This window comes from Pseudomonas sp. ES1 (genome assembly GCF_050586605.1).
In the GTDB taxonomy this organism is placed as follows: Bacteria; Pseudomonadota; Gammaproteobacteria; order Pseudomonadales; family Pseudomonadaceae; genus Aquipseudomonas; species Aquipseudomonas sichuanensis.
The window spans coordinates 36,836-43,681 of sequence record NZ_JBOBDM010000052.1; the positions used below are offsets into that span (position 1 = coordinate 36,836).

The 6,846-nt window shown below is 63.5% G+C and carries 7 protein-coding genes; 3 read left to right on the plus strand and 4 right to left on the minus strand.

Annotation, left to right across the window (positions count from 1 at the left end; translation table 11 throughout):
• Positions 1-22: 22 nt before the first annotated feature.
• Both ACQ4N9_RS20310 and ACQ4N9_RS20315 read right to left on the minus strand, forming a co-directional pair.
• Positions 23-1,099, minus strand: coding sequence for a 3-deoxy-7-phosphoheptulonate synthase (locus tag ACQ4N9_RS20310; RefSeq protein ID WP_125463482.1), 1,077 nt, complete (start codon positions 1,097-1,099; stop codon positions 23-25).
• Between the two features lie 160 nt (positions 1,100-1,259).
• Positions 1,260-1,691 (minus strand): PilZ domain-containing protein, encoded by a 432-nt coding sequence (locus ACQ4N9_RS20315; RefSeq protein WP_390967523.1) that lies wholly within the window; start codon positions 1,689-1,691, stop codon positions 1,260-1,262.
• Positions 1,692-1,802: 111 nt separating this feature from the next.
• Here ACQ4N9_RS20315 and ACQ4N9_RS20320 point away from each other — a divergent pair, with 111 nt between their 5' ends.
• The 3 genes from ACQ4N9_RS20320 (at position 1,803) to cysB (ending at position 4,443) form a co-directional block, all read left to right on the plus strand.
• A complete protein-coding gene (locus ACQ4N9_RS20320) occupies positions 1,803-2,750 on the plus strand; it encodes a putative 2-dehydropantoate 2-reductase (protein WP_390967524.1) in 948 nt (315 codons plus the stop codon).
• A 94-nt stretch (positions 2,751-2,844) separates the two neighbouring features.
• Entirely contained in the window at positions 2,845-3,354 is a 510-nt protein-coding gene (locus ACQ4N9_RS20325) for a universal stress protein (RefSeq protein ID WP_125858134.1), read from the plus strand.
• Positions 3,355-3,468: 114 nt separating this feature from the next.
• Positions 3,469-4,443: an HTH-type transcriptional regulator CysB gene (gene cysB / locus ACQ4N9_RS20330; protein WP_011533140.1), complete on the plus strand. Its 975-nt coding sequence runs from the start codon at positions 3,469-3,471 to the stop codon at positions 4,441-4,443.
• 138 nt (positions 4,444-4,581) lie between these two features.
• Here cysB and ACQ4N9_RS20335 read toward each other — a convergent pair whose 3' ends face one another.
• The gene (locus ACQ4N9_RS20335) at positions 4,582-5,316 is read right to left on the minus strand and encodes a phosphoadenylyl-sulfate reductase (RefSeq protein WP_125463486.1); all 735 of its coding nucleotides are present in this window, start codon (positions 5,314-5,316) and stop codon (positions 4,582-4,584) included.
• Between the two features lie 93 nt (positions 5,317-5,409).
• Entirely contained in the window at positions 5,410-6,753 is a 1,344-nt protein-coding gene (pabB, locus tag ACQ4N9_RS20340; protein ID WP_125858135.1) for an aminodeoxychorismate synthase component I, read from the minus strand.
• Positions 6,754-6,846: the final 93 nt, after the last annotated feature.

Genomic DNA, 6,846 nt, shown 5'->3' on the forward strand with positions numbered 1-6,846 from the left:
GGCGTTTTCATGTGTACAAGGTTTAGCCGCGCTGGCGCTGCGGCAGCACATCCTTGAGCTTGGCGTGCATGCTGCGCAGGGTTTTTTCGGTGGCCGCCCAGTCAATGCAGGCGTCGGTCACGGAAACGCCATACTGCAGCTCGTCCAGGTTCTTCGGAATAGCCTGGCAGCCCCAGTTCAGGTGGCTCTCGACCATCAGGCCGATGATCGACTGGTTGCCTTCGAGGATCTGGTTGGCCACGTTTTCCATGACCAGCGGTTGCAGGGCCGGGTCCTTGTTGGAGTTGGCGTGGCTGCAGTCGACCATGATGTTGGCCTTGATCTTCGCCTTGGCCAGGTCCTGCTCGCACAGGGCGACGCTGACCGAATCGTAGTTGGGCTTGCCGTTGCCGCCGCGCAGTACGACGTGGCCATAGGCGTTGCCTTTGGTGGTGACGATCGACACGCCACCCTCCTGGTTGATCCCCAGGAAACGGTGCGGCTTGGACACCGACTGCAAGGCGTTGATCGCCACGGTCAGGCCGCCGTCGGTGCCGTTCTTGAAGCCGACCGCCGAAGACAGGCCAGAAGCCATTTCGCGGTGAGTCTGCGATTCGGTGGTGCGTGCGCCGATAGCCGACCAGCTGATCAGGTCCTGCAGGTACTGCGGGGAGATCGGGTCCAGTGCTTCGGTGGCGGTGGGCAGGCCCATTTCGGCGAGATCGAGCAGCAGCTTGCGGCCAATGTGCAGGCCGTCCTGGATCTTGAACGAGTCGTCCAGGTAGGGGTCGTTGATCAGGCCTTTCCAGCCTACGGTGGTGCGCGGCTTCTCGAAGTACACGCGCATCACCAGGTACAGGGTGTCCGAGACTTCCTCGGCCAGTACTTTCAGGCGCTCGGCGTATTCGTGGGCAGCCTTGATGTCATGGATGGAGCACGGGCCGACCACTACGAACAGGCGGTGGTCCTTGCCGTCGAGGATATTGCGCACCACTTCGCGGCCGGCAGTCACGGTCTGCAGGGCTTTGGCGCTGAGAGGGATTTCCTTCTTGAGCTGATCAGGGGTGATCAAGGTCTCGTTGGAGGCAACGTTCAAGTCATCGATCGGTAAATCAGCCATCGTGTTACTCGTCAGGTCACGGGTGCCGGCCGCCAGCAATCCCCGTGCGGCCCAGCAGCAGATTGTTCGCAGCGGGGAGGCCGAACCTTAACGCGTTAGCGGGGGCGGGACAATGGGCTGGGGCCCGTCGATACTGGGTTTTTGCGGGTGGAACGGTGATTCAGGGGGATGTGGCGCCCAGGCTGGCCTCGGAAAAGGCCTCGGCATGCAGGCTGATCCACTGCGCGGCCAATTGTTGCGCCGCGCTGCTGTCAAGGTCGTCCTGGGCGTGCTCCAGGCAATAGTGCTGGATCCGGCAGGCCTGCTCGCCCATGCGTGCACCGAACAGCGCCTGGCTGTCGGTGAAGGCCACGCCCACTCGATAGCCCTGATCAAGCCGTTGGCACCAGGCGACATAGCCGGGGTAATGTGCATCCAGTCCCAGTGACGGGATCAGCACCTCGACGGCGGTGCCGCGACGGTAAGCGCGTGGCTGGTTGCAGGCGATGCCGCCGAGGCCCTGAGTGTAGAGGTGGCGACGAAACAGGCTGGATGTGGGGCGAAGGGTGAGTTCGACCGGGATGTCATCCGGATGAGGCAGGTATCCGCACATGCTCGACTCCGTGTCGATTATTTGACCTTCTTTGCCCCAGTATAGTGAGGGATCGAAAACCAGCTGATTTACGTGCTAAAAACCGACGAACACACACGAAGGAGAACAGGCATGCAGGTTCGCAATACTCGCATCGGCATCATTGGCAGCGGAGCCATTGGTGGCTTTTATGGCCTGATGCTGGCCCGTGCCGGCTTCGATGTGCATTTCTTGCTGCGCAGCGAGTACGCCACGGTGCGCGAGCACGGGCTGACCCTCGACAGCGCGCTGCACGGCCAGTTGCATCAGCAGGTCCAGGCTTACGCCAGTGCTGCCGACATGCCGCCGTGCGATTGGCTGCTGGTGGGCGGCAAGGCCACCAGCAATGCGGAGCTGGCGCCTTCGATCGTGCAGGCGGCGGCACCCGGCGCCAAGGTGGTATTGCTGCAGAACGGCCTGGGGGTGGAAGAGCAACTGCGCCCGGCCCTGCGCCCGGACATGCACTTGCTCGGTGGCCTGTGCTTCATCTGCGTGAATCGCGAACGCCCTGGGGTAATCCGGCATCAGGCGCTGGGTGCGGTCAACCTCGGCTACCACAGCGGACCGGCGGAAGATGCTGGGCTGGCGGTGGTGGGAGAGGGCGCCGAGCTGTTCCGCGCAGCCGGCATCGACTCACAGGCCATGCTCGACCTCAACCAGGCGCGCTGGCAGAAACTGGTGTGGAACGTGCCGTACAACGGCCTTTCGGTGCTGCTCAAGGCCAGCACCACGCCGCTGATGAGCGACCCTGACAGTCGGGTGTTGATCCAGGCCTTGATGGCTGAAGTGGTCGAAGGTGCCCGTGCTTGCGGGCAGGTGTTGCCGGACGGCTACGCCGAGCATCTGTTCCGGGTCACCGAGCAGATGCCGGACTACTGGCCGAGCATGTATCACGACCACGCCGCACAGCGGCCGCTGGAGTTGCAGGCTATCTATGCCGAGCCGCTGGCAAGGGCGCATGCCGCCGGTTGCCGACTGCCGCGGATCGAGGCATTGCATCAGGCGCTGGCCTTCATCGACCGACGTAGCCGGCAAGCTTGAGCACCCCTGCAGCCCGCGCCGGACGGCAAAGCGGCGCCCGGTGGCGCTGCTAAGCTCAACCTTGCTCTGCCGTAGCGGCAGTCGAGGAGGCCGAATGATCCGCACCATGCTGTACGCCACCGACCTCGGTGTGTACGCACCTTTCGTCATGCAGCACGCCCTGGCCCTGGCGCGCACCTTCAACGCAGAGCTCTACGTGATCCACGCGGTCGAGCCCATGGGCCAGTTTGCCGAATCCCTGCTACAGAGCTACCTCGATGAGCAAACCCTGGACGCGCTGCACAGCGAAGGGGTCAACACGGTGATGGCCACTATCGAGCAGCGGGTACTGGAGAATTTTCGTGACGAACTGGGCGAGGAAGCCGACCTGGCCCTGATAAAGGCGGTGCGGGTTCGCCAGGGCGACCCGGCACAGGTCATTCTTGAGCAGGCGCATCGCCTGAGTGTCGACCTGCTGATTTTCGGCAGCCACAGTGCCGGGGCGGGCGCTGGGGTGCCCATTGGTCGCACGGCGGTACGCCTGCTGCAGTTGTCGTCGGTGCCCGTGTACATGGTGCCGCTGGCACAGCACCTTGGGCGTAGGAAAACGGAAGGTAGAGAGTAGGTAGATTCGGGCGAAGGTAACAAAATAGTTCTAGATTTATTTCCCAAGCCACTAATATAGTTATAACTCGTCGCTGCCAGTGCGCCGGTGGCCTACCGTCTTTGAGGGATATCTATGAAGCTTCAACAACTGCGCTACATCTGGGAAGTGGCGCACCATGACCTCAACGTTTCCGCGACGGCGCAAAGCCTGTACACCTCCCAGCCCGGTATCAGCAAGCAGATCCGCCTGCTCGAGGACGAGCTGGGTGTCGAAGTCTTCGCCCGCAGCGGCAAGCACCTGACCCGCGTCACGCCCGCCGGTGAGCGCATCATCAATACCGCCGGCGAAATCCTGCGCAAGGTCGAGAGCATCAAGCAGATCGCCCAGGAGTTCTCCAACGAGAAGAAGGGCACCTTGTCGATCGCCACTACCCACACGCAAGCGCGTTACGCGCTGCCGCCGGTGATCAGCAATTTCATCAAGCAGTACCCAGAAGTTGCCCTGCACATGCATCAGGGCTCGCCGATGCAGATCGCCGAGATGGCCGCCGACGGCACCGTCGATTTCGCCATCGCCACCGAGGCGCTTGAGCTGTTCGGCGATCTGATCATGATGCCGTGCTACAAGTGGAACCGCTGTGTGGTGGTGCCTCAGGGGCACCCGCTGACCAAGTTGCCGAAGCTCACCCTGGAAGCGGTGGCCGAGTATCCGATCGTTACCTATGTATTCGGCTTCACTGGCCGCTCCAAGCTCGACGAAGCCTTCAACCACCGCGGCCTCACGCCCAAAGTGGTGTTCACCGCCGCCGACGCCGACGTGATCAAGACCTATGTGCGCCTGGGTCTGGGCGTAGGTATCGTGGCCAAGATGGCGGTCGACCCCAAGCTCGACAGCGACCTGGTGTGCCTGGATGCCAGCGAACTGTTCGAAGCCAGCATTACCAAGATCGGCTTCCGCCGCGGCACTTTCCTGCGCGGCTTCATGTGCGACTTCATCGAGAAGTTCGCCCCGCACCTGACCCGCGAAGTCATGGCCAAGGCCATCCAGTGCCACAACAAGCAGGAACTCGAAGAGCTGTTCGAGGGCGTTGAGTTGCCGGTGCACTGATTCAAAACCGTATGGGGCCGTTTCACGGCCCTTTCGCCGGCAAGCCGGCTCCCACAGGATGGCGCATGGCTTGAAGCTGGCGCGTTCGGGGTGGGAGCTGGCTTGCCAGCGAAAGGGCCGCGAAGCGGCCCCAGTCGTTTATGCCTTGCTGATCAGGTTGCCAGCGTGCAGCCCACATTCCTTCTGGGTCGACTCTTCCCACCACCAACGCCCTTCGCGCTCGTGCTGGTTGGGCAGTACGGGGCGGGTGCACGGCTCGCAGCCGATGCTGATGAAGCCGCGCTCATGCAGGCTGTTGTACGGCAGCTCGAGCATGCGGATATAGCCCCAGACTTCCTCGCTGCTCATCTGTGCCAGCGGGTTGAACTTGTACAGCGTGCGTTCCGGAGTGGAGAAGGCGCCGTCGATCTCCAGGGCTGCCACCTGGCTGCGGGTGCCCGGGCTCTGGTCGCGGCGCTGGCCGGTGGCCCAGGCACTGACCGTGGCCAGCTTGCGGCGCAGCGGCTCGATCTTGCGGATGCCGCAGCATTCGCCGTGGCCGTCCTTGTAGAAGCTGAACAGGCCCTTTTGCTGGACGAAGGGGTCGAGCTTGTCGCGGTCCGGGCTGAGGATTTCGATCGGCAGGTTGTAGTGCTCGCGCACCTGGTCGATGAAGCGGTAGGTTTCCGGGTGCAGGCGCCCGGTGTCGAGGCTGAATACCTTGACCTGCTTGTTCAGTTTCCAGGCCATGTCCACCAGCACCACGTCTTCGGCGCCGCTGAACGAGATCCACAGGTCGTCGCCGAAGTGTTCGAAGGCGAGCTTGAGGATCTCCTGCGGGGACTTGCTGGCATAGGTCGCGGCCAGGGCGGCGACGTCGAAGGGTTGGCTCATCAGGCGGTTTCCATCGGGTGAGTGGCGCTGTGCGCTCGTAGTGCACTGATGGTAACAAAAAATGGCGAGGTAGACCTGTCGCGCCGCGATGCTTTACAGGCCCTGCAAGGTCTCCATCAGCACCCGCACCTTGGCGATCGACTCTTCGTACTCGGCCTGCCAGTCGGAGTCTGCCACCACCGCGCCGCCGCCCCAGCAACTGACCTGGCCGTCCTTGACCAGCAGGCTGCGAATGGCGATGGAGCTGTCCATCTCGCCGCGCACGTCGATGTACAGCAGCGAGCCGCAATACAGCGCCCGGCGGGCGGGCTCCAGCTCATCGATGATCTGCATCGCCCGGATCTTCGGTGCGCCGGTGATCGAGCCGCCCGGGAAGCTGCCGCCGATCAGGTCGAGTGCGTCGTTGCCGGGGGCCAGGCGCCCGGTGACGCTGCTGACCAGGTGATGGACATTGGGGTAGCTCTCCAGGCTGAACAGCTCCGGCACCTTCACCGAGCCAATCTGGCAGGTGCGGCCGATGTCGTTGCGCAGCAGGTCGACGATCATCAGGTTCTCTGAGCGATCCTTGGGGCTGGCCAGCAGCTCGGCAGCGTTGCGCGTATCTGCCTCAGGGTCGGCGCTGCGCGGCCGGGTACCCTTGATCGGGCGGGTTTCGACATCGCCCTGGCTTACGCGCACGAAGCGCTCCGGGGAAAAACTCAGCAGCGCCGTGCCAGCGTCCAGCTGCTGATAGCCGGAAAACGGCGTCGGGCAGGCGGCGCGCAGGGCCTGGTAGGCGTGCCACGGGTCGCCCTGGCAGGGCGCGCGGAAGCGTTGGGTAAGGTTGATCTGGTAGCAGTCGCCCGCCTGGATGTACTGCTGGACCTTGTCGAAGGCCGAGCGGTATTGCCCAGGTGACAGGTCGCCCGCCATGGGCGCGAGCAGCTTGAATTCGCCGCTGCCGGTCTGGGCGGGTGCTTCGAACAGCTGGATCAGGCGCTGCCGTTCAGCTGTTTGCAGGCTAGGGTGAAACACCACTTGGCTGGTACGCGCATGATGGTCGCTGACCAGTGCCCAGGCATACAGGCCGAGCTGCGCGTCCGGCAGCCCCAGGTCATCGGCCGCCTGTGTGGGCAGTTGCTCCAGGCGGCGACCGAAGTCGTAGCTGAGGTAGCCGATCAGGCCGCCGGCGAAGGGCAGCTCCACGCCATCGGGCAATTGCGCCGTTCCCAGTTCCGCCAAGGCACTGCGCAGGCGCTGCAGGTACGCCTGGCCCGACTCTGCCGTTTGCGCTTGCAGTTGCTGCACTGGCCAGGCACTGAGCAGGTCGAAGCGTCCACGTTCGGCGTTGGGGCGGGCACTGTCGAGCAAGATCGCGCCGGGCGCTGCGCGCAGGCGTGCGAAATAGTGCGCGGGGTCGGGCTGGTAGGGCAGGGGATGGAGCGTACAGGTCGGCATCAGAATGGACGGCGATGAAAAAGCGAGGAGGGCGATTGTAGACCTGTGTAGGAAATGCGCCTAGCACTGGTGGCGACATTCACATGTTGTGCA